The organism is Ruegeria sp. HKCCD7221 (genome assembly GCF_013031225.1).
Taxonomy (GTDB): Bacteria; Pseudomonadota; Alphaproteobacteria; order Rhodobacterales; family Rhodobacteraceae; genus Ruegeria.
Window position 1 is genome coordinate 189,037 of the sequence record NZ_WPZE01000002.1, and the last position, 24,127, is coordinate 213,163.

At 56.7% G+C, this 24,127-nt stretch carries 24 protein-coding genes, 2 tRNA genes and 1 riboswitch; of the genes, 13 read left to right on the top strand and 13 right to left on the bottom strand.

Annotated elements, in window-relative coordinates; translation table 11 throughout:
* A complete protein-coding gene (locus GOX73_RS06550; RefSeq protein ID WP_171123948.1) occupies positions 1–1,026 on the bottom strand; it encodes a LacI family DNA-binding transcriptional regulator in 1,026 nt (341 codons plus the stop codon).
* A 114-nt stretch (positions 1,027–1,140) separates the two neighbouring features.
* On the opposite strand from GOX73_RS06550, the gene GOX73_RS06555 reads away from it, so the two are divergent.
* Positions 1,141–1,217: transfer RNA gene (locus GOX73_RS06555), tRNA-Arg, on the top strand.
* A gap of 120 nt (positions 1,218–1,337) precedes the next feature.
* Here the strand turns inward: GOX73_RS06555 and GOX73_RS06560 are convergent.
* Complete coding sequence (locus tag GOX73_RS06560) at positions 1,338–1,922, bottom strand: TetR/AcrR family transcriptional regulator (RefSeq protein ID WP_171123950.1); 585 nt, start codon at positions 1,920–1,922, stop codon at positions 1,338–1,340.
* A 287-nt stretch (positions 1,923–2,209) separates the two neighbouring features.
* On the opposite strand from GOX73_RS06560, the gene GOX73_RS06565 reads away from it, so the two are divergent.
* The 3 genes from GOX73_RS06565 (at position 2,210) to GOX73_RS06575 (ending at position 4,463) form a co-directional block, all read left to right on the top strand.
* Complete coding sequence (locus tag GOX73_RS06565; RefSeq protein WP_171124660.1) at positions 2,210–2,890, top strand: type 1 glutamine amidotransferase domain-containing protein; 681 nt, start codon at positions 2,210–2,212, stop codon at positions 2,888–2,890.
* Positions 2,891–2,988: 98 nt separating this feature from the next.
* Entirely contained in the window at positions 2,989–3,399 is a 411-nt protein-coding gene (locus tag GOX73_RS06570; protein WP_171123953.1) for a DoxX family protein, read from the top strand.
* Between the two features lie 29 nt (positions 3,400–3,428).
* Complete coding sequence (locus GOX73_RS06575; RefSeq protein WP_171123955.1) at positions 3,429–4,463, top strand: NADP-dependent oxidoreductase; 1,035 nt, start codon at positions 3,429–3,431, stop codon at positions 4,461–4,463.
* Positions 4,464–4,612: 149 nt separating this feature from the next.
* Here GOX73_RS06575 and GOX73_RS06580 read toward each other — a convergent pair whose 3' ends face one another.
* A complete protein-coding gene (locus GOX73_RS06580; protein WP_171123956.1) occupies positions 4,613–6,397 on the bottom strand; it encodes an ABC transporter ATP-binding protein in 1,785 nt (594 codons plus the stop codon).
* A 543-nt stretch (positions 6,398–6,940) separates the two neighbouring features.
* On the opposite strand from GOX73_RS06580, the gene GOX73_RS06585 reads away from it, so the two are divergent.
* The 3 genes from GOX73_RS06585 to glf are packed head-to-tail and all read left to right on the top strand — an operon-like array spanning position 6,941 to position 9,785.
* Positions 6,941–7,741 (top strand): glycosyltransferase family 25 protein, encoded by an 801-nt coding sequence (locus tag GOX73_RS06585; RefSeq protein WP_171123958.1) that lies wholly within the window; start codon positions 6,941–6,943, stop codon positions 7,739–7,741.
* On the top strand, positions 7,738–8,631 hold the full coding sequence (locus GOX73_RS06590; RefSeq protein WP_171123960.1) for a hypothetical protein: 894 nt from the start codon (positions 7,738–7,740) through the stop codon (positions 8,629–8,631). Before GOX73_RS06585 ends, GOX73_RS06590 begins: the two co-directional genes overlap by 4 nt.
* Positions 8,628–9,785 (top strand): UDP-galactopyranose mutase, encoded by a 1,158-nt coding sequence (glf, locus tag GOX73_RS06595; RefSeq protein ID WP_217350995.1) that lies wholly within the window; start codon positions 8,628–8,630, stop codon positions 9,783–9,785. Before GOX73_RS06590 ends, glf begins: the two co-directional genes overlap by 4 nt.
* Positions 9,786–9,791: 6 nt before the next feature.
* On the opposite strand, the gene arsB is transcribed toward glf, so the two are convergent.
* From arsB to GOX73_RS06615, 4 genes are read right to left on the bottom strand one after another with little or no spacing between them, the layout of a single operon-like run.
* Positions 9,792–10,778 carry an ACR3 family arsenite efflux transporter gene (gene arsB, locus GOX73_RS06600; RefSeq protein WP_254429148.1) on the bottom strand — a complete coding sequence of 329 codons (987 nt, stop codon included), beginning with the start codon at positions 10,776–10,778 and terminating at the stop codon, positions 9,792–9,794.
* Positions 10,779–10,819: 41 nt separating this feature from the next.
* The gene (arsJ, locus tag GOX73_RS06605) at positions 10,820–12,085 is read right to left on the bottom strand and encodes an organoarsenical effux MFS transporter ArsJ (protein ID WP_171123964.1); all 1,266 of its coding nucleotides are present in this window, start codon (positions 12,083–12,085) and stop codon (positions 10,820–10,822) included.
* Complete coding sequence (locus tag GOX73_RS06610) at positions 12,082–13,080, bottom strand: ArsJ-associated glyceraldehyde-3-phosphate dehydrogenase (RefSeq protein ID WP_171123966.1); 999 nt, start codon at positions 13,078–13,080, stop codon at positions 12,082–12,084. The genes arsJ and GOX73_RS06610 overlap by 4 nt, the downstream gene beginning before the upstream one ends.
* A complete protein-coding gene (locus GOX73_RS06615; protein WP_171123968.1) occupies positions 13,077–13,910 on the bottom strand; it encodes a helix-turn-helix domain-containing protein in 834 nt (277 codons plus the stop codon). Before GOX73_RS06615 ends, GOX73_RS06610 begins: the two co-directional genes overlap by 4 nt.
* Before the next feature lie 164 nt (positions 13,911–14,074).
* Here GOX73_RS06615 and GOX73_RS06620 point away from each other — a divergent pair.
* The 5 genes from GOX73_RS06620 (at position 14,075) to GOX73_RS06635 (ending at position 17,715) form a co-directional block, all read left to right on the top strand.
* Positions 14,075–14,150, top strand: a tRNA-Thr gene (locus tag GOX73_RS06620).
* A gap of 467 nt (positions 14,151–14,617) precedes the next feature.
* A riboswitch (cobalamin riboswitch) is annotated at positions 14,618–14,830 on the top strand.
* Between the two features lie 207 nt (positions 14,831–15,037).
* Positions 15,038–15,169, top strand: coding sequence for a hypothetical protein (locus GOX73_RS20915; RefSeq protein ID WP_256367674.1), 132 nt, complete (start codon positions 15,038–15,040; stop codon positions 15,167–15,169).
* Positions 15,169–15,927, top strand: a complete 759-nt coding sequence (locus tag GOX73_RS06625) for a metal ABC transporter ATP-binding protein (RefSeq protein WP_171123969.1) — start codon at positions 15,169–15,171, stop codon at positions 15,925–15,927. Before GOX73_RS20915 ends, GOX73_RS06625 begins: the two co-directional genes overlap by 1 nt.
* On the top strand, positions 15,920–16,822 hold the full coding sequence (locus tag GOX73_RS06630) for a metal ABC transporter permease (protein WP_217350996.1): 903 nt from the start codon (positions 15,920–15,922) through the stop codon (positions 16,820–16,822). The genes GOX73_RS06625 and GOX73_RS06630 overlap by 8 nt, the downstream gene beginning before the upstream one ends.
* Entirely contained in the window at positions 16,819–17,715 is an 897-nt protein-coding gene (locus GOX73_RS06635; RefSeq protein WP_171123971.1) for a metal ABC transporter solute-binding protein, Zn/Mn family, read from the top strand. Before GOX73_RS06630 ends, GOX73_RS06635 begins: the two co-directional genes overlap by 4 nt.
* A 103-nt stretch (positions 17,716–17,818) precedes the next feature.
* On the opposite strand, the gene dxs is transcribed toward GOX73_RS06635, so the two are convergent.
* The 6 genes from dxs to GOX73_RS06665 form a co-directional block, all read right to left on the bottom strand.
* Positions 17,819–19,747 carry a 1-deoxy-D-xylulose-5-phosphate synthase gene (gene dxs, locus GOX73_RS06640; RefSeq protein WP_171123973.1) on the bottom strand — a complete coding sequence of 643 codons (1,929 nt, stop codon included), beginning with the start codon at positions 19,745–19,747 and terminating at the stop codon, positions 17,819–17,821.
* A gap of 16 nt (positions 19,748–19,763) precedes the next feature.
* Entirely contained in the window at positions 19,764–20,630 is an 867-nt protein-coding gene (locus GOX73_RS06645) for a polyprenyl synthetase family protein (protein WP_171123975.1), read from the bottom strand.
* Positions 20,631–20,873, bottom strand: coding sequence for an exodeoxyribonuclease VII small subunit (locus GOX73_RS06650; RefSeq protein WP_171123978.1), 243 nt, complete (start codon positions 20,871–20,873; stop codon positions 20,631–20,633).
* Entirely contained in the window at positions 20,870–21,796 is a 927-nt protein-coding gene (locus tag GOX73_RS06655; RefSeq protein WP_171123980.1) for a histone deacetylase family protein, read from the bottom strand. Before GOX73_RS06655 ends, GOX73_RS06650 begins: the two co-directional genes overlap by 4 nt.
* 69 nt (positions 21,797–21,865) lie before the next feature.
* The gene (locus GOX73_RS06660; protein ID WP_171123982.1) at positions 21,866–22,567 is read right to left on the bottom strand and encodes a response regulator; all 702 of its coding nucleotides are present in this window, start codon (positions 22,565–22,567) and stop codon (positions 21,866–21,868) included.
* Positions 22,564–23,076, bottom strand: coding sequence for a MarR family winged helix-turn-helix transcriptional regulator (locus tag GOX73_RS06665; protein WP_171123984.1), 513 nt, complete (start codon positions 23,074–23,076; stop codon positions 22,564–22,566). The genes GOX73_RS06660 and GOX73_RS06665 overlap by 4 nt, the downstream gene beginning before the upstream one ends.
* Positions 23,077–23,236: 160 nt before the next feature.
* Between GOX73_RS06665 and GOX73_RS06670 the strand changes: the two genes are divergently transcribed.
* Positions 23,237–24,103: a branched-chain amino acid aminotransferase gene (locus GOX73_RS06670; protein ID WP_171123987.1), complete on the top strand. Its 867-nt coding sequence runs from the start codon at positions 23,237–23,239 to the stop codon at positions 24,101–24,103.
* The last annotated feature ends 24 nt before the right edge of the window (positions 24,104–24,127 follow it).

Below are 24,127 nucleotides of genomic sequence, written 5' to 3' on the forward strand. Positions count from 1 at the left end.
TCAGCGTCGTTTCAACGTGTCGCCATAGCTGATCTTGGGGGTCAAGGTCACGCGGGTGTCGACCTCGGTGTTCGGATCGGCAAGTTGCGTGGCGATGATCTCGGCCGCTTTGCGCCCGATCTCCAACCGGCAGGCATCCATCGTGGCCAGCTTGCGCGGCAGACCTTGCAAAAGCTCGACATTATTGAACCCAGCCAAGCCGATCTGGCCAGGCACATCAATGCCTTGATCCAGTAAGTAAAGCAGGCCACCTGCGCCAATCATATCGTTGGAATAATACAGGAAATCCAATTCAGGTGAGCGTTCCAGCAGGGCTTGCGTCATCTCGCGCCCCTTGGCCAGTGCCGAGCCACCAGAGTAGAACTCTCGATCCTCGATTTCGATGCCGTGCTTGCCCAGCACTTCGGTGAACCCTTCGAACCGCTTACGCGCCCGGTGATCCAGCGGCATTTTGGTGCCCATGAACCCGATATGTTCATAGCCAGCCTTAAGGATCGCCTGCGCCATCTCGCGCCCGGCCCGACGGTGCGAAATTCCGACCATCGCGTCCACCGGTTTACCGTCGGTGTCCATGACTTCGACCACTGGAATGCCCGCAGAATCCAGCATGGCGCGGGCCGCGTCCGTGTGCTCCAGCCCGGCGATGATCACGCCTGAGGGCCGCCACGAAAGCATCTCGTACAGAACTTTTTCTTCTTTTTCCGGCAGGTAATCGGTGACGCCGACCACGGGTTGCAACTCGGTATCTTCCAACACCTGATTGATCCCTGTCAGAACTTCCGGGAAAACCATGTTGGACAGCGATGGAATAATGACAGCCACCAGATTGACCCGGCTTGATGCCAACGCGCCTGCGATTTTGTTCGGCACATAGCCCAGTTCTTTTGCAGCGGCCAAGACCCGGGTTCGGGTGGCGTCAGACACATCCCCCCGGTTTCGCAATACCCGACTGACCGTCATCTCGGATACGCCGGACGCCTCAGAGACATCACGAAGGGTAAGCGGGCGTTTTGTATCTGTCGTCACTGGGGTACCTGCGTATTTGTTTTGTGGAATGGTAGCGTGAACAGAGCGCAATTTACAACTGTTGTGCAAAGGCCATGACAACCAGAAAAAACACAGGTAGAGAGAGCCTTGCGCGGCCCCGTGGCTCAACTGGATAGAGCAGCCCCCTCCTAAGGGGCAGGTTGCAGGTTCGAATCCTGCCGGGGTCGCCAGTTTTGCAATGGCTTGTGGGCTTGCAGCGTTGTGCTTAACCGCTCTTGGCGTGCACCCTTAGGTCAGGATCGTCCGCAGAAAGGTAAGCCGCCCTCAGACCCAGAACTGTGCGCAGACCCCTAGTTAGACACACCTATACCCAGAGTTTGCCGTGTGTTTGTCAGCACAATTTCAAATGGATCATGCGACTTGGATATCTTGACCATGATGCTGGCCCCCAACCACAAGTAATACAGACTGGCTGCCACAGCAGTAGGGGTCTGAGACACGCGAAGGGACCCATCTGACACGCCCGCTCGGACGACAGTTGCGAGGCGAGAGATGATGCCGTCTGTTCCATCTTTTAATGCGCGCCGCATCGGTTCGGAAAAATCCGATACCTCCGCGCCAAGCTTCACAGCCAGACACCGGCTTTCGCAATCCTCAAGGCCCTGATTTTCGCGCCAGTTCGAGAAATACAGCATCAACATCTCAGCCGCTGTAAGCCCTTGTTTCGCAAAGAGATGGTCCAGATTTGCATGGTAGGATTCAAAGTACTCGTTTAGCAATACCACGCCAAACGCATCCTTGGATTCGAAGAAATGATAGAACGAGCCTTTCGGTACACCTGCAGCTTTTAGGATTTCTGCAAGGCCAACGGCGCTGAAACCTTTTTGACCGATCAGGGATTGGCCAGCGGTTACAATGTTAGATCGCGTATTCATCTGCCCCGCCTTCTTACCCGGTTCAGGTCTGCTTCCATGATAGACGGATAGTCTAATACTCCAGCCGCGAACGTACAATAGGTCGACCAAGAATTGAGATATTTGGCAAAAGTATAAAATTTTTGGCCAAGGATTTGAAAAATAAATTACTAGACGACCGGTCTAGTTTGGCGTAGGTGAGTCGCCCAAGACCCTCTTTGCCGCGATGAATGCGGGGGCGTGCCCCCGGTCGCGGTGCAGGTGGAATGCACGATCCAACTGAATTGACCCAACTTGGAAAGCAGAACATGAAAATCCTGATGGTACTGACCTCGCATGACAAACTCGGTGAAACCGGGCTAAAAACCGGTTTTTGGCTCGAAGAGCTGGCTGCGCCTTACTACGTCTTCAAAGATGCTGGCGCGGAAATCACCTTGGCATCTCCGCTGGGTGGTCAGCCTCCGCTTGATCCTAAAAGCGCCGAAGAAGGTTTCCAGACAGATGCGACTCGGCGGTTCGAAGCTGATGCCGATGCCACGGCGCAACTTGCAGACACCGTTAAACTGGCTGATGTCGCCCATGACACATTTGATGCGGTCTTCTATCCGGGTGGGCACGGTCCGTTGTGGGATTTGGCCGAAGACGCACAGTCGATTGCCTTAATCGAAGCATTCCATGCGGCTGGAAAACCGGTTTCGCTGGTATGCCATGCGCCCGGCGTTCTGAAACACGTGAAAGACGGCAACGGCAATCCGCTGGTTGCCGGTAAAAAGGTTACGGGTTTCACCAACACGGAAGAGGAAGCAGTTGAATTGACCAAAATCGTCCCATTCCTGGTTGAGGATATGCTCAAAAGCAATGGGGGCGAATATTCCTGTGGTGAAGATTGGGCGCCCTATGTCTTGCAGGACGGCTTGCTGATCACTGGTCAGAACCCGGCCTCATCTGAAGGCGCTGCGGAAAAACTAATCGCAGCCGTGAATTCGTGATCAAAAAGCGGGGCGGTGAACAGCGGTCCCGTCTTTTCGATTCAGGCTGGAAACCTTAGCAAAATTTGCAATTACGTAATTTAGGAAGTCGCAACATCATGAGCATAACACTTGGTCGATGCCTTCTAGCCGTCTATTTCCTCATCCCCGGACTGATGAAGTTCGCTGCTTTTGATATGCATGTTGCGCTGATGCAGCAGCATAACGTCCCCGCGCCAGTGCCGTTGCTGGTTGTGGCCGGAGTTGCCAATGTTGCCGGTGCGCTTTTGCTACTGTTCAATCGTTTTGTTCGCGCGGCCAGTTTTGGCCTTGTTGCCTATATCCTTTTGGTGAACTTTTGCCTGCATGACTTTTGGAATTTTGAAGGTGTCCAAGGCCAGCATGAGGTTCAGAATTTTGTCAAAAACCTTGGGATTTTGGCTGGAACACTCATCCTTGCCGGAGCCAGCCCAAAAAGGCCGCTTGATCTGACTTTGCTGTCAAAATCAGACAACGCATATGCCGCCTGACCTAATAACTGAGATCAAAGGGAGATAAAATGTCACAATCAGCAGATACCAATCGCCGGATCGTTCTGAACGAACGTCCCGTAGGTTTGCCGGACGAAAACACGCTGCGGATGGAAACCACGGACGTGCCAACGCCCGGCGAAAACGAAATGCTAATCCGCACGGTTTATCTGTCGCTTGACCCCTACATGCGCGGTCGGATGAACGATGCCAAATCTTACGCGGAACCGGTTGCCATTGGTGGCGTCATGACAGCGCAGGTTGTGGGTCAGGTGGTTGTATCCAACCTGGCGGGGTATGAAGCGGGGGATTACGTTCTGTCCGGCAGCGGTTGGCAGGATTACGCGATTTCTGACGGAACCCAGGTCATCAATCTGGGCAAGACGCCGCAGAACCCGTCCTGGGCCTTGGGCATTCTGGGTATGCCCGGATACACGGCCTACGCAGGTCTTCTGAAAATCGGTGAGCCGAAACCGGGTGAAACCGTTGTTGTTGCCGCTGCTGCGGGTCCAGTGGGTGCAACGGTTGGGCAGATCGCCAAGCTTAAGGGGTGTCGGGTTGTCGGCGTTGCTGGCGGGGCTGAAAAATGCGCGCATGTGGTCGAAAACCTTGGTTTTGACGCCTGCATTGATCATAACGCTGATGATTTTGCAGCCCAGCTCGCCGCGTCGTGTCCAGACGGCATCGACGTGTATTTTGAGAACGTGGCCGGCAAAGTCTTGTACGCCGTGTTGCCCCTGCTGAACCCGTTTGCGCGCATTCCGGTGTGCGGCATCGTTGCCTGGTACAACCTGACCGGCCTGCCCGAAGGCCCGGATATGGGCCCCGCGATCATGGGAACCCTGCTGCGGCTAAAGGTCAAAATGCAGGGCTTCATCATCTTCGATAGTTTCCCACCATCGGTTTATCAGGAATTCACCCGCGACATGACGGGTTGGATCAAAGACGGGTCGATCAAGTACAGGGAACACATGGTCGACGGTCTCGAAAACGCGCCCCAAGCTCTGAACCAATTGCTGCAGGGGGGTAATTTCGGAAAGATGGTAATCAACGTCGCCGCGTGATCTTATCCGGCGGCATCGCGAAATTCCGGGGCCAACAGGTGGCCCCGGTAGAACTCGACCTTTGACAGGGGTTTGATTGGGATGCGGCCAAGCCGATCGCGTGGCTTACCTTAGCGGACGGTCCATCGCATCCACAGCGCCAAACGGGTTTATTCCGCCACTTCGGCTTCTGGTTCCCGTTTCTTGAATTGCTCATCAAACAAGCTGCGGAAACTGCCGTTTTTGTGCAGTAGCTCATCAAGGTTGCCTTGTTCGACGACAGCGCCGTCCTGAACAACCATGATCTTGTCGGCCTCCAGAATCGTCGACAGGCGGTGTGCGATCACGATCACCGTGACGTCCTTGGTCAAGGCATCCAGTGCTTCTTTGACCAACGACTCGGATTTTGCATCCAGCGCGCTTGTCGCCTCGTCCAGCAACAGAATCTCGGCTTTGCGCAGGATCGCACGAGCGATCGCGACCCTTTGCTTCTGGCCACCTGACAGGAAGGTGCCGTTTTCGCCAACAGGAGTATCGTAGCCTTTGGGCAACTCGCTGATAAAGTCATGCGCATGGGCGGCTTTCGCTGCTGCGATGACCTCTTCATCTGTTGCATCCGGCGCCGAGCAGCGAAGGTTCTCCATGATCGAGGTGGAAAACAGGAAGGTGTCCTGACCAACGTAGGAAATCTTGCGTCGCAATGATGAGAAGCTGACATTTCGCAAGTCCTGCCCGTCGATTTCCACACTGCCTTCGTCAGGGTCATAGAAGCGCATGATCAGGCCAAACAGCGTTGACTTTCCGCCGCCCGACTGACCCACCAGCGCTGTGGTCTTGCGTGCCTCGAACGTCAGGCTCAAGTCTTCGATCACCGGCATCGACCCCTGATACCCAAAGGTCACGTTGCGCAACGCGATCTCCCCCGGACCGTCGAGAAGGTCTTTGGCATCCGGGCTTTCCTGCATCGTGTCTTCCTGATCTAACAGGCTAAACAACAAGCCGACACCGACCATTGCAGTTTCGATCTGGACGCGCATTTTGGACAGCCGTTTTGCGGGCTCATAGGCCATAAGCAGAGCGGTGATAAACGACATGAGCTGACCGGCGGTTGGCTGCTCGGTTCCGGCAAGTCCGATTGTGCTGACGATCAGGACGCCCGCGACGGCCAAACCAGCAAGAAACTCCATCAACGGGCTGGCGATGGATTGAAGCCGCGCAATGTCGTTGGAACGCTGCTCAACCTTGTGGATGGCGGTATCCATCCGGTTGATCATCTTGTCCTCAAGCGAAAACACCTTGATCACTTTGATTCCGGCGGATGTCTCCTGTAGAACGCGGATGATCTCGGCCAGGGACTTGAACTCGGCCTGCATGATCGACCGGACGCTTTTCAACAGGTAGCGAACGCCCATCAACGCTATGGGGCCGACGATAAAGAACATCACAGACAGAACCGGCTGCTGATACACCATTACGATAACAAGCCCGACCAGTGTCAGGGTGTCGCGGACAAAGCCGGTGACAAGGACGTCGATCAGCTTTCGCGCCGCCTGCGCCCCGTTGGTCGTTCGCATCAACAGGTTTGACGATTCATTTTTGGAAAAGAAGGAAACGCCGTGCCTCAGCAGTTTGCGATATACCTTTTCCTGCTGAACGGCGACGATCCGGTTCCCGGCGCGGGCCAGATAGACCGCCTGAATGTAAGAAGCGACGGCTTTAACCAGGAACAGGCCAATGACGCCCAGCGCAATCAAATGCGCCCAGCCGCGCATCTCGGCGCTGGTCATCGCATTGACGATGTATTCCATCATGTAGGCGGACCCGGCTGTCGTCACCGCCACGGCAATCATCGCAACAATCGCGACGGCGTATAGTCTACCTTGCGCAAAGAAGCTCTCGCTGATGAGGCGGCCCATATAGCCTGACCGCCATTTGTCCCAGGCGCGCTTAATCATTGCGTTCTCCAGATCGTGAAACTGTGCGCTCGCTCAGATAACCTATAACCGTTCTTCTCTAAAGGGCAGATGAAATGAATTGACCCAACGGTTTGTTCTGACTGTTTGGCGATAGCCCCAGCCAGATAGGTGTCAGGAAAGCTGTCGGCAAGAGTCATTGATGAAAAGAGAAGACGTTTTTGTGGTCAGCATCCGATAAAGCCGGGCAAGGGCGTTTGAAAGATGGGGTGTCTCGAGTGATTCGTTGCGATTTTTAAGTATTTGAAAAGCAACAATAATTTCTGAAGCCTCGTGCGTGTGTTTTTGCCGCGAACAGCACTTTTTCTCTTTGTTTTTCGTCTCTTGCCTGTATCCATGCCAGGTCGCAAGGCTTGCGGGCGTAAATTTGATTTTCTGGCCTTTTGGATAGGTACTTGTAGTTGCGCGGTTTTTTGCCGCTGTGGGTTTTTAGCGTAGCTTTCGAAAAAAACGCTCGTTCTTTCGCTTTTCTACTGCTTAAATGTTAGTATTAGGAACGCGGAATATTAAGATGGTATTAAAGTCGTGTCGATCACTGCCGTTATCCTTAGCCTGCCAAAAGATGTAGAGCGGCGACGTTTCTGCGAAGCAGAACTGGCCCGCTTTGGATTGAGTCATGAGTTTTCGGATGCGATCGCGGGCGAACAGCTGGGCCGGTCAGACCTGAAACTCATTTATGATGAAGAAATGAACCGCGCTAAGTTCAAGCGCCCCCTTAGTCGAAATGAAGTGGCCTGTACGCTTGGGCACCGCCAGATCTGGCAGCACATCGCTGAATCCAGCGATTGTGTGGGCCTTGTTCTGGAAGACGATGCCACTTTCATCCGTGACCCACGATCCTTTTTGAACGCGCTTGCCGAATGTCCCGAGTGCTTTGAGGACGTCATGATCAAACTGGACGGCGTTCCGGGCAAGAACGCGCAGATCATCAAGGAATTTGCCGATCAGAACCTAGTTCTGTCTGACATTCTACCGCCCAGAACTACAGGTTATATCCTTGGGCGGCGCGCGGCTGCTAGATTGCTGCAGGTTGATGCTCCGATCGCGCGACCTGTCGATATCGACCTGAAATTCTATTGGGAACATAAGGTCCCCATACTGACCTTGGGCAAGCAGATGATTGCCGAGCGAGATTCGCATGACAGCAATATCGAAACTGCCCGTCGCAAGACCAAGCCGGGTTCGGCGGTCGAAAGATTTGTCCGCAACCTTGTCTATCAGGCCAAGTTTACGCATGGCCGGTTGAGCCACCCGCTGAACCCAGACATGATTGACGGGCTGGGTCCTTTGCTTCGCCCCGAACAGCAGGTCCGGTCCCACGTATGAAGAATAGCCTTGTGGTTGTCCGTGCGGGCAGCAACTCACTTCACCACCGGTGGCTGGACATCCCCTATGAGGACCGAAACTACGATCTATTGATCAGCTACTTTTCGGACGAGGCATATGCGGAATTTGCGCCCGAACCCGGCGTCGAAGCGGTTTTGGTCAAAGGCGGTAAATGGGACGGGCTGTACAAGACGCTTTCGAACCGTAATCTGGACCAATACGACTATTACTGGCTGCCGGACGATGATCTGGACATAAGCGCGTCAATGGTGAACGCGCTGTTCGATGCCATGGGTGGCTATGGACTGCGTATTGCACAGCCATCTCTCAGCCCGGACAGCTATTTTTCCCATTTTGTGTTTAGCCAGTGCCCCGGCTTTGTTCTGCGTTACACCAATTACATTGAGATCATGGCCCCATGTATGCATCGGGACATTCTGAAAAAGGCGTTGCCGCTGTTCGAAAACACCATGAGCGGCTACGGACTGGATTACATCTGGTGCCGCTGGGCCGAAGCCGGGGCCTTCCGAACCGCGATTCTGGATGAAATCGCAATGCATCATACCCGTCCGGTCGGCAAGAACCTGAAAGCTGCCATGGCCGAGACCGGCAATCTCAGTTCGGAAGAAGAAGAAGCCGTACTAAAAGAAATGTTCGATCTGTCCCGCCGTACGGTACCTGTTATTTTTGCCGGGATACTGAAAGGCGGACAGCCTGTTTCGGGTCGGCTTCAACTGGGATGGCTCATGTGCCGGGCGTGGTTGTCAAAACTGTCGAGTTTTCGCAATGCGGGCGAGGCGCGGTCTGGTGTCCTCAAGATCGCACGGCGGCAGTTGATCAAGCCGCTTGATATGACGACGATAAACTTGAAGACGAAGGCTTTGAAATGAAAGCAAGTCGTTTCCTGATGGTTGGCGCTGGACTGTCCGGTGCCGTGATAGGTCGAGCACTGGCCGAAGCAGGGCACGAAATCACAGTTGTCGACAGCCGCGACCATATCGGCGGCAACTGCCATACCCAGCGCGACGCGGATACCGGCGTCATGGTCCATGTCTATGGCCCCCATATCTTTCACACCGACGACGAAGAGGTCTGGGCCTATGTCAATCGGTATGCAAATTTCCTGCCCTACAAGAACCGGGTAAAGACAACCTCTCGGGGGCAGGTCTTTTCGCTGCCGGTCAACCTGCACACTATCAACCAGTTCTTTGGCAAGACGATGCGCCCGGACGAAGCCCATAGCTTTATCACCGAAGAACAGGCCGATAGTTCAATCACTGATCCGCAGAGCTTTGAGGAACAGGCCATGCGGTTCGTCGGGCGCGACCTCTATGAGGCGTTCTTCAAAGGATACACGATCAAACAGTGGGGGTGTCACCCGTCCGAATTGCCTGCGTCGATCCTTAAACGCCTGCCGGTGCGGTTCAACTACGACGACAATTACTTTTTCCATCAGTTTCAGGGGATGCCAGAAAACGGCTATACCGACATGATCGCGGATATCCTTGATCACCCCTCGATCACGGTCAAACTGAACACGACCTTCGACCGCAACATGGCCGAGGGGTTTGGCCACGTCTTCTATTCGGGGCCGCTGGACGGCTACTTCGATTATGAGCTTGGGCGTCTCGGGTATCGCACGCTGGATTTTGAACGCTTTACCTATGACGGGGATTATCAAGGCTGTGCCGTCATGAATTACGGCGAAGAAGACGTCCCTTATACGCGGATCACCGAACACAAGCACTTTGCCCCTTGGGAAACACATGACGGGTCGGTCTGTTATCGCGAGTATTCGCGCGCGGCCCAGCCGGGCGACATTCCTTATTACCCGATCCGGCAGGTGAAGGAAAAAGCGCTGCTTGGCGAATATGTCGAGCTAGCTAACAAGACCGCGAACGTGACCTTTGTTGGCCGGTTGGGAACTTATCGCTATCTGGATATGGACGTCACGATCCGCGAGTCTTTGGATACGGCTGCGGCTGTTCTTGCGTCGCTGGAACGAGGTGACGACCTCAAACCGTTTTTTGTTTCGGTGCTCTAGGCGGGGTCATGCCTTGTGCGGGACCGCCGGATCCGGAAACCGGTTGCGCGTGCGGTTTGCAAAAGCCACGAGTGACAGCATTACCGGTACCTCAACCAGAACACCCACAACGGTTGCCAAGGCCGCGCCCGAGTTCAGCCCGAACAGGCTGATGGCGACGGCGACGGCCAGTTCAAAGAAGTTGGATGTGCCGATCATGGCGCAGGGGGCAGCGATGCGATGGGGCACCTTCAACGCATAGGCCGCACCATAGGCTAGCGCAAATATGCCGTAGCTTTGGATCAGAATAGGCACGGCGATCAGCACAATCACCAGCGGCTTGGCCAGAATGGTTTGCCCCTGCAGGCCGAACAAGATGACCACCGTCGTGATCAGACCCAGCACGGACCACGGTTTTACCCGTGCTGAGAACGCGTCAATGGCCTCTTGCGAGCCCAGTTTGCGCCGTGTGAGCAGACCGGCAATCAGGGGCAGCACCACGTAGAGAGCCGTTGCCAGAACCAAGGTCTGCCACGGGACCGAGATGTCGGTGACCCCCAACAGGAACGCGACGATCGGGGCAAAGGCCACGACCATAATCAGGTCGTTCACTGAGACCTGCACTAGTGTATAGGTCGCATCCCCTTTGGTAAGCTGAGACCAGACAAACACCATCGCCGTACAGGGGGCCGCGCCCAGCAGGATCAGACCAGCGGTGTATTGCGCGGCGTCTTCTGGTTTGATCCACGGCGCAAACACGTAGTCAAAGAACAAGACTGCCAGCAAAGCCATTGTGAACGGCTTGACCAGCCAGTTAACCACCAGCGTGACGATAAGGCCCTTGGGCTGACGGGCGACCCCTGCGACAGCGCCGAAATCGACGCTGACCATCATCGGATAGACCATGGCCCAGATCAGAACAGCCACCACAAGATTGACACTGGCGAACTCAGCCGATGCGATAAATGCCACCAGACCGGGGGCTGCCAATCCGATCATAACGCCTGCGATCATGGCCAGGGCGACCCAAACAGTCAGGTAGCGTTCGAAAATGCTCAAGAGTACGCCTCATTCGTTTGATCGGTGAGCTTGCTTGAGGTCAGCGCCGCCAAGGCTACCATAATAGCAGCAGTTCCCAGCACCAGTGGAAGGCCGCCGATCTGATAGGTCAGGCCGGACAGGACAGTGCCCAGCAAACGGCCCGTCGCGTTTGCCATGTAATAAAACCCGACATCCATCGTGACCCGTTCGGACTTGGTGAAGGCAAGGATCAGGTAGGAATGCAGCGAGGAATTGACCGCAAATATCGCCCCGAACACCAGTAAGCCAAGAACCAGTGTCACGGTCAGCCATGCCTCAGGCCCCGACGACATCAGGACAGCCACCGTCAATGCAGCCGGGACACAGAACAGGGCCGAAGCCCAATTGCGGGCTGCCCGGATCAGGTCGCCCTCGGTCCGCTCGGATGCGTGCAGAATTTTGGGCGCGCTGGCCTGAACTGCTCCGTACAGGATAACCCAGACGGCCATGAAGGTGCCGATCATGAAAAAGGCCGCGCGGTTTCCTTCTTCGGTCCCGTCGGACAGGACCGCGTAGAAATAAATCGGAATACCAACCACGAACCACACATCCCGCGCGCCGAACAGAAAGACACGCGCTGCAGACAGCCAGTTTACATTTGCGGATTTGGAAAAGACCTCGGAAAACTTGGCGCCCTTGCGTCCTTGCGGCAGGCCGGGTGGCATCAACACAAAGACCGCAACCAGAATGAGTGCCAGCACAATGGCCATCGCCAGCGTCGCCCACATGAAGCCCACCGTTGCCAGCAGACCGGCCCCCAGCAGAAAGCCCAAACCTTTGACCGCGTTTTTCGATCCGGTCAGAATGGCGACCCAGCGAAACAGTCCTCCGCCCGTTGTTGGGGCCAGCAGTTTCACGGCGGATTTGGATGACATCTTGGCCAGATCCTTGGCTACCCCGCTGGCGCCCTGAACGATCATCACAAAGACGACTTTGACCGGAATTGCCCAGTTAGGGTCTAGTTGCGTCAACACCAGCAGCGCCCCGACCTGTAGCGCAAGCCCTGCATACAGCGTTGAGGTCAGGCCGAACCGCGCCGCGATCCATCCGGCCGCCAGGTTCGTGACCATTCCGGCGATTTCGTAAAGGACGAACAAATACGCCAGCTGCACCGGCGAGAACCCCATCGTATGAAAGTGCAATAGCACCAGCATCCGCAGAGCTCCGTCGGTCAGCATGAAAGCCCAATAAGCTGCCGTGACCGCAATATAGGCCGACAGTCCTTCGGGCCGGTCGGTCACAGCGCGGCCCCGACCATCAGCGCCACATCAACCAGACGATGCGCATAGCCCATCTCGTTGTCATACCACGCATAGATTTTCACCTGCGTTCCGTTCACCACCATGGTCGAAGGCGCGTCGACAATCGAAGACCGCTCGTCATTGGTGTAATCGGTTGAGACCAGCGGCCGGGTCTCATAGCCCAGAATGCCCCTTAGTTCGCCCTCGGCGGCGGCTTTAAAGAAGGCGTTGACCTCTTCAGCGGTGGTTTCGCGTTCAACCTCGAACACGCAGTCGGTCAGCGAGGCATTTAGCAGCGGCACCCGAACTGCGTGGCCGTTCAATCGGCCCTTTAGTTCGGGATAGATCAGCGTGATCGCCGTGGCGGACCCGGTGGTGGTCGGGATCAGCGAATTCAGCGCCGACCGCGCACGCCGCAGGTCTTTGGCGGGGCGGTCCACGATGGTTTGGGTGTTGGTCACATCGTGGATCGTGGTCATCGAGCCATGGCGGATACCCAGATTTTCGTGGATGACCTTAACGACCGGGGCCAGACAGTTCGTGGTGCAGGACGCAGCCGTCACGATGTGATGCATAGCAGGGTTATAGGTGCCCTCATTCACGCCCATCACGATATTGGCGGTAGGCCCATCCTTGACCGGGGCCGAGACAACAACCTTCTTCACCCCCGCCTCGAAATAAGGGGCCAGCTTGGCCTGCGTTTTGAACACGCCGGTGCAGTCGATCACCACATCCACACCGTCCAGCGGCAGGTCGGACAGGTCTTTGGTGCCAATGAACGGCAGGCGGGTCCCATTGATCGTAACGCTGTCCGCGTCGTAGGTAAATTCGGCATCCCAACGGCCATGCACCGTGTCGAACTCCAGCAGATGCGCGTGCATCTCGGGGTTACCGACCCCGTCGTTGATCCAGGCGATCTTGGCACCCTTCTCCAGCAGGGGTTTCAGGGCCAGTTTTCCCATCCGGCCGAGGCCGTTTACCGCGTAAGTGGTCATTTCGTGTCCTCGACGTGGGTTCTGCCGATATCGTCGACGGCAGTTTGCAATGCGATCCGATCCAGGCTTTCGACTGGCAATGAGGTGAACGCTTCGATCCGCCGTTTCAGCGCACCATATGCGTTTTGGAAGGCGAGGCTTTGCTCGGCCTCTGTGCCGGTTGTCTTGACCGGGTCGACCATACCCCAGTGGCCACTGATGGGCTGGCCTTCCCAGGCGGGGCATTCTTCGTTGGCGGCCTGATTGCAGACCGTAAAGACGAAATCCATCTCGGGCGCATCGTCTGTGGCGAACTCGGACATATGTTTCGAGCGCAGGCCTGATGTATCGTGCCCCTTATCGCTCAGCACCTGAACGGCAAAGGGGTTGAGTTTCGACGTAGGTTGCGTGCCCGCGGAATAGACGTTGAACCGATCCCCGCCCAACGTCCGCAGAAGGGATTCAGCAAAGATCGAGCGGGCGGAATTTCCCACACACAGAAAAAGTACGTTGAATTTCCGATCCGTCATTTTCCTGGTTCCTTGTGTTGAAGGCATACAGATATCAGGTCGTCCACGGCAGCAGTCGTTCAGCAGGAATTCCAGCATGTGCTGCACATTCTTCATTTCAATTGAATAGAGCAGAGAGGTTCCCACCCGTTCCTGCGTCACCAGACCCGACCGCTGAAGTGCGTTCAGGTAGTTCGACAAGGTGCTGGCCTTGATCCCCAATTCCGTTGCCAACTCACCTGCCGGGACGGTGTCAGGAAATCGTCGCATCAACATGCGAAACACGGAGATGCGCTGCGGGTGGCCAAGAATGGCAAGTTGGTCGGTTATCTGATCTATCATATTTCATGAAATATTGAATTATGAATGAGTCGGCAACGCGTGATCCACGCTGTTACAAATAATTCACAATTGAAGCTGGAAAGCGCAGCACCTGTTCGGTGGAGGAAATCCGGCAGATCAAGACTTGCACGCCACTTTGGGACCGTTTAAACGGTCCTGCGTTTGCCTCAATAGCTCAGCTGGTAGAGCAGGTCCTTCGTAAGGACAAGGTCGGGGGTTCGAGTCCCTCTTGAGGCACCACCTTCTCAATTTCGATGCAAATTAGGAACTGGGATCAAGGCTTTCAGCCATTCTTCTCGGTGCCGGTTGCGTTTTCGACTTTGATAAATCCGGTCCGGGCTGCGGTCAGGATTGGCAATTGGGTAATCGCAGGGCATCGTAACAGCGCATACCGCGGTGATGCATATCGAACACTCAAATTTAGTGGGTCTCAACGTCTGTTTCAGAAAAACGATTCGACAAGTTGGATCGCTGTCTTGCCCTTCATTAGTCGAAACAGCTTCAAGATCAGGTGTTCAACCTTGGCCGGAAGGGTCGAAGTTGAGAGGCAATGCCAAAGGAAAACCGCAACATGGCGTTTATTCTCGCATTGAACCTCTGTTCAGAGCGCATGTGGTCTTGGGGTCGGGCTTCCTTTTGTCGCGCCCCGCGCAGCGGCGTACAACTGCCAAGGCCGGGTGTGGACCCTTGCCGAATCGACCCGGTTCCTATTTTGTCGCCGGGATGGTTCCCGACCGCTGTTTGCGGGAAGGGATAAAAGGGAATACGGTGCGACCCGGTCAAATGGGTCAAGTCCGTGACTGCCCCCGCAACTGTAGGCGGTGAGCGACCCGAGATCGTCCACTGGGCATTTGTCTGGGAAGGATCGGGAAAGCGTAGACCCGTAAGTCAGGAGACCTGCCATCCGAATATTTAAGAACCTGGGCGGGGTGTCCCAGAGGGAGATGACAATGTTTCAAGCGGTTGTGCCGCCCGTTGTCTTGTACTCGCTTGTCCCCCGTCTGAATGAAGGAGGCGATGCGCATGTCATTGCATTACTGTCAGTTCAGGCCTTGCAAAATGTGCAGGGACATCGCCGCCTTGACGCTGTCTGATTACGCTTGCCTTATGCCCTGCGAGGCAACCCCATGACGCGCCGTTCGAATTATGCCGTGGGCCAACGCGGACGCTGTCTGACCGAGCTCAGCGTGCCGGTTCTGGTCGCGGGTGCCTTGGTGCTGTCTGCGCTGTTGTGGCTTGCGATTTACATGGTGATCTGATGACGGCTGTTCTGCAAATCCGCGATGTGACGCTTGGGTACCGCGAACTGACGTTGTTTCGCCGACTGACGATGGATATCGAGGCGGGAACAACCTTGGCTGTGTTAGGTGCCAACGGGTCAGGTAAAAGCACGTTTGTGAAAATGTTGTTGGGCTTGATTGACCCACTGTCGGGCAGCCTGAACTGGCCCAAGGGCCGCCCGCGCGAAATCGGTTACTTGGCACAAATGACAGAATTTGACCGGCGTTTCCCAATTCGCGTGCGGGACTTGGCGGCAATGGGTGCCTGGCGCGGGTTTGGATTTCGGTCGGGGCTGGACAATGCGGCACGTGACCGAATGACCGCTGCGCTGGACGAGGCCGGTGTTCTTGATATCGCTGACCGCCCAATTCACATGCTGTCAGGTGGGCAGTTGCAGCGCGCCCTGTTCGCGCGTGTCATTATGCAGGACGCACCGCTGATCCTGCTGGACGAGCCATTTGCGGCCGTTGACCAAAGCACCGAGGCGCATCTGCTGTCGATTATTCACCGCTGGCGTGACGAGGGGCGCTCTGTTGTGTTGGTGGTGCACGACCTGTCTTCGGTGCTGGACCATTGCAGCCACGCCCTGTTGCTTGGCGGGCAAGAGGCCAAGCATGGCCCGGTGGATGATGTACTGACGCCGGACCGTTTGGTTGCCCAAGGGTATCTGTCCGAAAGCCAGGCGTCCTGGATGTTCCGGTCCAGCCCAAAACCGCAGGAGCCCGCGCATGTTTGAACTGCTCAGCGAAATGTGGGGCTTCGCCTTTATGCGCCGTGCTTTCGTGGTCACGACCGTCTTGTCGGCTTCGGTTGCTCCGGTCGGGGCGTTTCTTGTTCTGCGGCGTCTGTCGCTGGCGGGCGAGGCGATGGCGCATGCGATCACACCGGGCATTGTCATTGGTTTCGTGACCGCTGGCCTGTCAGTCATGTCATTGCTGGTGGGCGGTCTGATCGCGGGCGTCGGTGTCGCAATGCTGACGGCGTTGTTGGCGCGCAGAACGATCCTGCGCAGCGACGCCAGCCTTGCGTCGCTCTATCTGATCGCGCTGGCGGTTGGGATATTCATTCTGTCCGCTGCGGGATCGGCCGTTCCGTTGAAAAGCTTCCTGTTTGGCTCGATCCTTGGGATCGACGACGCGTCGATGCTGCTGGTGGGTGGTGTGGCGACCGTAACGCTGGTGGCCTTTGCCTTCCTTCTGCGGCCTTTGATTGTCAGCACCTGCGACCCGGTTTTCTTTGAGACTCAAACGCGGCGGCCCTGGCTGGTGGATCAGGGGTTCATGCTGCTGCTGGTGCTGAACCTGCTGGCCGCATTCAAGACTTTGGGCACGTTGATGGCCGTTGGTCTGATGATCCTGCCCGCAACAGCGGCACGATACTGGGCCAGTACGATTACAGCTCAGTTGGTTCTGGGCTTCGTTTTTGCGCTGTCCAGTTGCTGGATCGGGTTGACCCTGTCTTATCTGTTTCCAGAGACCCCGTCCGGCCCGGCCATTGTTCTGGTCGCGGGCGGAATTTTCCTAGTCTCGGCCATCTTCGGCCCTCTTGGATTTGGCAAAAGAGCCCGCAAACCAGTCGTGTCCAACGACATTCCCGTTGCTCAGATTCAACAAGAAGAGAAAGCACAATGACTCTTATAAAATCGCTCTATGCCGGCATCGCCTCGGCTTCGTTTGCGTTGGTTGCATTTCCGGCCATTGCAGGTGAGGACGACGTCCAGATTGTCGCCAGTTTCTCGATCCTCGGGGACATGGTTGAAGAGGTCGTTGGCGATCTGGCCAACGTGACGACGATCGTTGGCCCCGATGCAGACGCGCATGTCTATCAGCCTTCGGTCGCCGACGCCAAAGCTGTCGCCAAGGCAGACATCATCTTTGTCAACGGTCTGGGCTTTGAAACATGGTCCGACACGCTCATTTCAGAATCGGGTACTGATGCCACGGTACACGTCGCCACCGATGGGATTACTCCGGTCAAGGTCGACGGCGAAATCGACCCGCATGCGTGGAACTCATTGTCGAACGGGGTGGTCTATGTGACCAATGTCGCGGATGTGTTGAAAGCTGCGATGCCTGAGCACGCGGATCAGATCGCGGCCAATGCTGACGCCTATATCGCAGAGCTTGAGGCGCTGGACGCAGAGACCAAATCCAAGTTGGCAGATTTGCCTGCGGACCGCCGCACCGTCGTGACCGCGCATGATGCGTTCGGATATCTGGCTGATGCCTATGGCCTGACCTTCCTGGCCCCCGTCGGGATCGACACCGAGGCGGAACCATCCGCAAAAGATCTGGCCATCCTGATCGACCAACTGAAGGCCGAAGGTGCAGCCGCTCTGTTCGTGGAAAACATCACCAGCCCCGCTCTGGTTCAGCAAATCTCGGAGGAGACCGGCATTGTCATCGGTGGCCGCCTGTTTTCCGATGCGCTGTCCGAGCGGGGAGGTCCCGCGACCAGCTACCTTGCTATGTTCCAGCACAATCTGGGCACGCTGATGAACGCACTGGGCGAACCGGCAAGCTGATTAGAAGTTTCTGCGCGAGGTAATCAGATTTACTGACGCCTTGCGGGCGAATTGAACCGGGGCCCGAAAGCTCCGGTTTTTTCTGTTTTGCTGTTTGGCGTGGTCAGGCGCGCTTTTCACCGATTGTGGTCACGCCCAGCACCGAAAGCACCTTGGCTTCGATCTGTTCCGCGTTCATTCCTGCCACGGCATACATATCCGCCGGGCTTGCCTGATCAATGAAAATATCAGGCAGAACCATCGACCGATATTTCAGGCCGTGATCGAAGACGCCTTCGTCGGCCAGCAACTGCGCCACATGAGAGCCGAAACCGCCAATCGCACCCTCTTCGATGGTGATCAGCGCCTCGTGATTGGCCGCAAGGTCCAGGATAAGGTCACGGTCCAAAGGCTTGGCAAACCGGGCGTCCGCAATTGTCGGTGTGATCCCGCGCGCTGACAAAGCCTCGGCCGCTTTTTGCACTTCGGCCAATCGGGTGCCGAATGACAACAGTGCCACCCGTGCCCCTTTTTGGATCATACGTCCTTTGCCGATTTCCAGAACCTCGCCCCGTTCAGGCAGGTCAACCCCGACCCCTTCACCACGCGGATAGCGGAAGGCGATTGGCCCGTCGTCATGAGCCGCAGCCGTGGCAACGATGTGCACCAGTTCGGCTTCGTCCGCGGCGGCCATGACCGTCATACCGGGAAGATTGGCGAGGTAGGCAATGTCGAATGACCCCGCATGGGTCGCCCCGTCTGCCCCCACAAGGCCCGCCCGGTCAATCGCGAACCGCACCGGAAGGCGCTGAATGGCCACGTCATGCACGACCTGGTCATAACCGCGCTGCAAAAAAGTCGAATACATCGCGCAGAAGGGCTTCATCCCGCCTGCAGCCAGCGCGGCAGCAAAGGTTACGCCGTGCTGTTCGGCTATCGCCACGTCAAAGCAGCGCGAGGGGTAGCGTTCGGCAAACAGGTTCAGGCCGGTTCCATCCGGCATCGCGGCAGTGACGGCAACGATCTTGTCGTCCCGCGCGGCCTCATCCACCAGCGTGTTGCCAAAGACCGAGGTATAAGACGGCGCGTTTGACGGTGCTTTCTTCTGTTTTCCGGTCACGACATCAAACTTGGCCGTTGCATGGCCCTTGTCGCGGGCTTGCTCTGCCGGGGCGTATCCCTTGCCCTTTTTGGTCAGCACATGGATCAGGATCGGGCCAGTCGCGCGCGCTTTGACCGTGCGTAGAACTGGCAGCAACTGGTCCATATCGTGACCATCAAGCGGGCCGATATAGGAAAACCCTAACTCCTCGAACAAGGTGCCGCCGACTGCCATGCCCTTGAGCATTTCCTTGGCTCGTTTCGCGCCCTCGCGGAAAGGCTCTGGCAGCAGAGAAACTGCACCTTTTGCCGCCGCTTTCAGATCGTGAAACGGAGCCTCGGCATAAATTCGGGACAGGTAATTTGACAGCGCGCCGACCGGGGGGGCGATGCTCATCTCGTTGTCGTTGAGGATCACGATCAGGCGTTTCTTAAGGTGGCCCGCGTTGTTCATCGCCTCGAACGCCATGCCCGCCGACATCGAACCGTCGCCGATCACGGCGATCGCGTCGCCCAATCCTTCGGGCGTGACACCGCCCAGATCGCGCGCGACCGAGAACCCGAGTGCCGCACTGATCGAGGTCGAGCTATGCGCCGCGCCAAACGGGTCATATGGACTTTCGCTGCGCTTGGTGAAGCCGCTCAACCCGTCTTTCATGCGCAAAGTCCGGATACGGTCGCGCCGTTCGGTTAGGATTTTATGCGGATAGCACTGATGCCCAACGTCCCAGATGATCTTGTCGCGCGGTGTATCGAACACGGCGTGCAGCGCTGTGGTCAGTTCCACCACACCCAGCCCTGCACCCAAATGCCCGCCCGTGACCGAAACGGCCGAGATCGTTTCCGCTCGCAGTTCATCCGCAACCTGACGTAGCTGCGCGTCCGAGAACTGCTTCAGGTCCGCGGGGCGGCTCACGAGGTCCAGCAAGGGCGTGTTCGGGCGATCTGACATTTGGCGCGTTCCTGGCTTAGCTGTCCCGGGCAATAACGAAGCGCGCGGCGTCCTTCAAGGTTTCCGCGGTTGACCCATAGCCTTCAAGTGCGTCGCAGGCCCGATCCACCAGCTCGGCCGCCCGGCTTTTGGCGGTATCCAGACCCAGCAGCGACACAAAAGTTGCCTTGCCTGCCTCTGTATCCTTTTGAAGACGCTTTCCGGCGATTGCCGCGTCTCCTTCAATATCCAAGATGTCGTCAGCGATCTGAAAAGCAAGTCCAAGATCCCGCGCGTATCGGCGCAGGGGTTCGGGATTCGCGCCAGCCAAACGCGCACCGGCGCAGGCTGACCATTCTATCAATGCACCGGTCTTGCCAGCCTGAAGCCGGGTAATCTGATCCAGCGATAATGGCGATTTCGCGGTTTCCGCTGCAATGTCAAGCGCCTGACCCAGCACCATGCCCTGCACACCGCTTGCCTTGGCCAAAGTTAGTACCAATTCTGCACGGGCCTCGGCCGATCCGACCTCGGGTCGGGCGCACAGCTCAAATGCTAGCGTCTGCAATGCATCCCCGGCCAAAACCGCCGTTCCCTCATCCCATTTCACATGGACCGTCGGACGCCCCCGGCGCAGATCATCGTCATCCATGCAAGGTAGATCATCGTGAACCAGCGAATAGGCGTGCAGCGTTTCTATCCCCGTTGCGGGCCAAATGGCCTGCGCCGGGTCCACACCGTGCAGCCGCGCGCTTTCCAGGACAAGAAATCCACGCAGCCTCTTGCCGCCTTCGGTGGCATACGCCATCGCATGGGTCACATCCAGATCATCCAGCCCGCCCAGAACCAGATCGAACTGCTTCTGAATCCGCGCGGCATCCCGTGCCAGAATGTCCAGAAACATTTACAGGCCTTCGACAGGAGTCGTCCCGGTTGGTTGACCGTCCGCATCCAGCGTGATCGCGGCCACCTTTTCTTCAGCCCGCTTCAACTCGTCCTCGCAGCGCTTTTTCAAGGCGGCACCACGCTCATACAAGGCAATGGACTGATCCAACGCCACATCGCCGCGTTCAAGTTGACCAACAACGGCCTCAAGCTCTTTCATCGCTTGCTCAAATGTCATCTGATCTACAGGGGTATCGGTCATCGGGCTGCCTTCATCAATTCTTCCACATGGGCACGTGTGGCCTCGGCCAGTGCGTTCAGATCATACCCGCCTTCCAGAGTCGAGACGATACGCCCGTTACAACACTCATCAGCGATCTTGCACAGCTCGGCCGTGATCCACGCAAAATCGCTGGTCGACCAGTTAAGCTCTGCTAAAGGATCATCCTGATGCGCATCGAAACCCGCCGAGATGATGATCAGTTCTGGCTTGAATGCCCGTAGCCGCGGGAAGGCTTGGGCTTCGTAGGCTGCGCGCATTTCTGCTCCGCCGGACCGAGGCGGCAGCGGTATATTCAAAACCGTATCGTAGGCTCCGGTTTCATCAGGACGTCCCGTACCGGGCCACAACGGCATCTGCTGGCTGGTTATGACCAGAGCACGCGCCTCATCCCACAGTAAGTCCTGCGTGCCATTTCCGTGGTGCACATCGAAATCCACCACTGCCACGCGTTTCAACCCGTGGTGATCCAGCGCATGTTTGGCAGCCAGCGCCGCATTGCCGAACAGACAAAACCCCATCGCCGTCTCGGTCTCGGCGTGGTGCCCCGGCGGACGGATTGCGCAAAATGCATTCGGAGAGTCACCGACCAGAACAAGGTCGACCGCCCGAACAACAGCACCAGCCGCGCGATACGCGGCATCCACCGAACCCGGCGACATGAAAGTGTCGCCATCAATCTGCCTGTATCCTTCGGTCGGGCGGCTGCTGCGGATACTCCGTATGTGGCTTTCGGGGTGAATGCGCAGCAGGTCATCATCCGCGGCAAGCGGAGACGTCCTTCGGTCCAAATCCAGCGATTCCAGCGCATGAAGAACATGCTCAAGCCGCGCGACCCGTTCGGGATGTCCGTCCGGGGTCATATGTTCAAGGCAATCCGCGTGGGTCAAAAGAGCAGTCTTCATCAGGATCCGATCTTCATCTGGCTAAAAATATCCTCGCCGAAGGCATAAAATCGCCGCGCAGCGGCAAAATCAATCCGGGGCCAACATATAACCCGCCCCACGGACTGTCTGCAGATAGCGGGGTTGCTTTGGGTCCTGTTCGATTTTACGTCGCAGCCGGGTGATCTGAACATCCACTGCGCGTTCCTGTGCCTGCCCCTTGTCGCGGCCCAGATCTTCGACCAGCTTGGCGCGGCTTATGGGTTCTCCGGGCTGGGCCGAGAAAATCTTCATCAACTGGCTTTCGGTTGCGGTCAGACGAACGGGGTCTTCGCCCTGCCACATCTCTCCGCGCTCCACGTCGTACCGGATCGGCCCAAGGATCAGGATTTTGCTTGCCGTTTCCTGTGCAGGTGTTTCGGGCATCCGCCGCAAAATTGCGTTGATGCGCAACAACAGCTCCTTCGGCTCGAACGGTTTGGCCAGATAGTCGTCGGCCCCGGCCTCAAGCCCCGCAATCCGGTGTTCGGTTTCACCGCGCGCCGTCAACAGCAGGATCGGGGTTGCGTGTGTCTCTCGCAGCGCCTTGGTCAGGCTGACGCCGTCTTCTCCGGGCATCATGACATCCAGAACGATCATGTCGAAATCCAGGCCTGACAAGACCCGCCTCGCATGGGCGGCGTCCCGCGCGGCTGTGACAAGAAAACCGTTCCGCATCAAAAACTTCTTGAGCAGATCACGAATACGCTCGTCATCGTCAACAATCAGCAGATGGGCGTCCATATCGCTCATGAGGTGGTATCCCGCAGTTTCTTATAGGCATGACGCATATCAGCATCCATCATCGCTTCAAGCACTTTGCGAAAACCTGAAACGGCCTCGGGGCCGGCGTCCTTATAGGCGGCGCGCATCCGTACGCGTTGGGCTTCGGACAATCTGGCTTCCAGCTCCTCTCCCTTATCGGTTAAGAATAGGTGTCTTTCACGTTTGTCCACTGTTCCAACGCGACTTTCCACCAGACCATCGTCAATCAGGGTGCGTAGGACGCGGTTCAAGGACTGTTTGGTAACACCGAGAATCGCCAGCAGGTTATTTACGGTCGTCCCCGGTGCTCGGTTGATAAAGTGGATGGCCCGGTGATGCGCGCGGCCATAGGCCAGCTCTGACAGGATGCGGTCCGGGTCCGCTGTGAATCCGCGATAGGCGAAGAACATGGCTTCGATACCCTGCCGCAGTTGTTCATCCGTCAGAAACAACAGGCTTTCACCGCCAAAGACCTGGGCGGGACGGGTGTCGGACATATCATGCCTCATTGGTTACTCAAGGCCGAGTTTATGTCAGCGTTATTGACATTCCAAGAGTGGACAGGTATCGAATCGCAGTTTTTGCGCAACATTATGTCCGCTTCGGACTTAATTAGCGCAATAATTGAAAAACCAAGCCCGATTTAGGAGGTTGCGCATGGCAGGGTATGACGATCGTGACGGTGTCATCTGGTTGGATGGTGAACTGGTGCCATGGCGCGATGCCAAGGTCCACATCCTGACACATGCAATGCACTACGCCTCGTCCGTCTTTGAAGGTGAGCGGGCCTATAACGGCAAGATTTTCAAAAGCCGTGAGCATTCGGAACGTCTGATCGCTTCGGCCGAGGCATTGGATATCCCGATGCCATATACGGTCGATCAGATCGAAGCTGCAAAGGAAGAGGCGTTGAAGGCCAGCGGGTTGCAGGACGCCTATATCCGGGCGCTGGTCTGGCGCGGGTCGGGTGATGACATGGGCGTGGCATCGGCCAAGAACCCAGTACGCATGGCCGTGGCTGTGTGGCCATGGGGGGCATATTACGGCGATGCCAAGATGCAGGGTGCCAAGCTGGATATCGCTGAATGGAAACGCCCCAGCCCCGAAACCATCCCGGTTCACGCCAAGGCTGCGGGTCTGTACATGATCTGCACCATCTCCAAGCACAAGGCCGAAGCCAAGGGCTGTTCGGACGCATTGTTCATGGATTACCGGGGCTATGTCGCCGAAGCGACCGGTGCCAACGTGTTTTTCGTCAAAGATGGCGAGGTTCACACACCGTTGGCCGATTGCTTCCTGAACGGCATCACTCGTCAGACCGTGATCCAGATGCTGAAAGACAAGGGCATCAAGGTTCACGAACGCCACATCATGCCCGAAGAGATGGCTGATTTTGAACAATGCTGGCTGACAGGCACAGCCGCCGAGGTTACCCCGGTTGGTCAGATCGGCGACTACACGTTCAAAGTCGGGGACATCACGCGCGAGATTGCACAGGATTACGAGACGCTTGTACGCGCGTGATCTGAAAAACCTGAAAGAACCAAA

What these genes read in the sequence shown, in the direction of transcription:
- GOX73_RS06560 (WP_171123950.1), bottom strand. Translation starts at nt 1,922, where the DNA reads ATGAATACGCGATCTAACATTGTAACCGCTGGCCAATCCCTGATCGGT.
- GOX73_RS06565 (WP_171124660.1), top strand. Translation starts at nt 2,210, where the DNA reads ATGAAAATCCTGATGGTACTGACCTCGCATGACAAACTCGGTGAAACC.
- GOX73_RS06570 (WP_171123953.1), top strand. Translation starts at nt 2,989, where the DNA reads ATGAGCATAACACTTGGTCGATGCCTTCTAGCCGTCTATTTCCTCATC.
- GOX73_RS06575 (WP_171123955.1), top strand. Translation starts at nt 3,429, where the DNA reads ATGTCACAATCAGCAGATACCAATCGCCGGATCGTTCTGAACGAACGT.
- GOX73_RS06580 (WP_171123956.1), bottom strand. Translation starts at nt 6,397, where the DNA reads ATGATTAAGCGCGCCTGGGACAAATGGCGGTCAGGCTATATGGGCCGC.
- GOX73_RS06590 (WP_171123960.1), top strand. Translation starts at nt 7,738, where the DNA reads ATGAAGAATAGCCTTGTGGTTGTCCGTGCGGGCAGCAACTCACTTCAC.
- glf (WP_217350995.1), top strand. Translation starts at nt 8,628, where the DNA reads ATGAAAGCAAGTCGTTTCCTGATGGTTGGCGCTGGACTGTCCGGTGCC.
- arsB (WP_254429148.1), bottom strand. Translation starts at nt 10,778, where the DNA reads ATGATCGCAGGCGTTATGATCGGATTGGCAGCCCCCGGTCTGGTGGCA.
- GOX73_RS06610 (WP_171123966.1), bottom strand. Translation starts at nt 13,080, where the DNA reads ATGACCACTTACGCGGTAAACGGCCTCGGCCGGATGGGAAAACTGGCC.
- GOX73_RS06615 (WP_171123968.1), bottom strand. Translation starts at nt 13,910, where the DNA reads ATGATAGATCAGATAACCGACCAACTTGCCATTCTTGGCCACCCGCAG.
- GOX73_RS20915 (WP_256367674.1), top strand. Translation starts at nt 15,038, where the DNA reads ATGACGCGCCGTTCGAATTATGCCGTGGGCCAACGCGGACGCTGTCTG.
- GOX73_RS06625 (WP_171123969.1), top strand. Translation starts at nt 15,169, where the DNA reads ATGACGGCTGTTCTGCAAATCCGCGATGTGACGCTTGGGTACCGCGAA.
- GOX73_RS06630 (WP_217350996.1), top strand. Translation starts at nt 15,920, where the DNA reads ATGTTTGAACTGCTCAGCGAAATGTGGGGCTTCGCCTTTATGCGCCGT.
- GOX73_RS06635 (WP_171123971.1), top strand. Translation starts at nt 16,819, where the DNA reads ATGACTCTTATAAAATCGCTCTATGCCGGCATCGCCTCGGCTTCGTTT.
- dxs (WP_171123973.1), bottom strand. Translation starts at nt 19,747, where the DNA reads ATGTCAGATCGCCCGAACACGCCCTTGCTGGACCTCGTGAGCCGCCCC.
- GOX73_RS06645 (WP_171123975.1), bottom strand. Translation starts at nt 20,630, where the DNA reads ATGTTTCTGGACATTCTGGCACGGGATGCCGCGCGGATTCAGAAGCAG.
- GOX73_RS06650 (WP_171123978.1), bottom strand. Translation starts at nt 20,873, where the DNA reads ATGACCGATACCCCTGTAGATCAGATGACATTTGAGCAAGCGATGAAA.
- GOX73_RS06655 (WP_171123980.1), bottom strand. Translation starts at nt 21,796, where the DNA reads ATGAAGACTGCTCTTTTGACCCACGCGGATTGCCTTGAACATATGACC.
- GOX73_RS06660 (WP_171123982.1), bottom strand. Translation starts at nt 22,567, where the DNA reads ATGAGCGATATGGACGCCCATCTGCTGATTGTTGACGATGACGAGCGT.
- GOX73_RS06665 (WP_171123984.1), bottom strand. Translation starts at nt 23,076, where the DNA reads ATGTCCGACACCCGTCCCGCCCAGGTCTTTGGCGGTGAAAGCCTGTTG.
- GOX73_RS06670 (WP_171123987.1), top strand. Translation starts at nt 23,237, where the DNA reads ATGGCAGGGTATGACGATCGTGACGGTGTCATCTGGTTGGATGGTGAA.